Genomic DNA, 1,110 nt, shown 5'->3' with positions numbered 1-1,110 from the left:
CCAGCAGTTCAAACTGGGAACCGACCAGCTCGGCCGCGAGATGCTCACACGCTTGATTTACGGTGCGCGCAACACCATCGGTATCGCCGTCGCGACCACACTGCTGTCCTTCGCCGTCGGCGTCTCGCTCGGCCTTCTTGCCGCATTGTACAGGGGATGGCTCGACCAGATACTGTCGCGTGCGGTGGACGTGTTGATGTCGATCCCAAGCCTGATCTTCGCCCTGGTGCTGCTTTCGATCTTCGGGTCGTCGATCACCAGCCTGATAATCATCATTGCGCTGCTCGATTCCACCCGCGTCTTTCGGCTCGCACGCGCCGTCGGGCTTAACGTGGCAGTGATGGAATATGTCGAGGTGGCGCGATTGCGCGGCGAAGGCCCGAAATGGATCATTGCCAAGGAAATCCTTCCCAATGTCATGCCGCCGCTGGTCGCGGAGTTCGGCTTGCGATTTTGCTTCGTATTCCTCACGATCGCGGCACTGTCCTTCCTGGGCGTCGGCATTCAGCCGCCTACCGCCGATTGGGGATCGATGGTGCGCGAGAATGCAACCCTGATCACCTACGGCGATGTCACGCCGCTGCTGCCGGCCGGCGCGATTGCCCTCCTTACAGTCTCCGTGAATTTCGTCGTCGACTGGTTCCTGCACGCAACAAGCGGGTTGCGGGATGAAAGGTAGCGGTCCGGGGTCGCGCGAAAAAGGCAAGGATCTGCTGCAGATCCGCAATCTGCATGTGGAGGGCTTCTCGGACGAGCGGTGGCATCCCATTGTCCGCGGGGTCGATCTGGCGCTGAAGCGGGGGGAGGTTCTTGGCCTGATCGGCGAGTCTGGGGCCGGCAAATCCACCATTGGCCTTGCGGCAATGGGTTACGCCAAGCCGGGCTGCCGTATCACACAGGGCTCGATCCTGTTCGACGGGGTCAATCTTCTGGCACTCAGCGAGACAGGGCGCCGCCGCCTCAGAGGCTCCCGTATCGCCTATGTCGCACAAAGCGCAGCGGCCTCTTTCAATCCGGCCCACCGGCTCCTCGACCAGACTGTTGAAACCGTGGTGGCGCATGGGATTGCAAGCCGAGAGAAAGCGAACCGGAGTGCGGTCGATCTTTATC

2 protein-coding genes are annotated in these 1,110 nt (G+C 61.4%); both read left to right on the top strand.

The features are described 5' to 3' along the window. A partial coding sequence (locus NKI72_RS35110) for an ABC transporter permease (protein WP_352852265.1) occupies nucleotides 1-679 on the top strand: 679 nt, incomplete at its 5' end. Further along, on the top strand, nucleotides 669-1,110 hold a 442-nt coding region (locus NKI72_RS35105; RefSeq protein WP_352852264.1), incomplete at its 3' end, for an ATP-binding cassette domain-containing protein. The genes NKI72_RS35110 and NKI72_RS35105, both read left to right, overlap by 11 nt.

It is taken from the genome of Mesorhizobium sp. M0437 (assembly GCF_040321335.1).
GTDB lineage: Bacteria > Pseudomonadota > Alphaproteobacteria > Rhizobiales > Rhizobiaceae > Mesorhizobium.
Note: the sequence above shows the minus strand (reverse complement) of the source record. Positions and strands in the feature narration are given on the sequence as shown.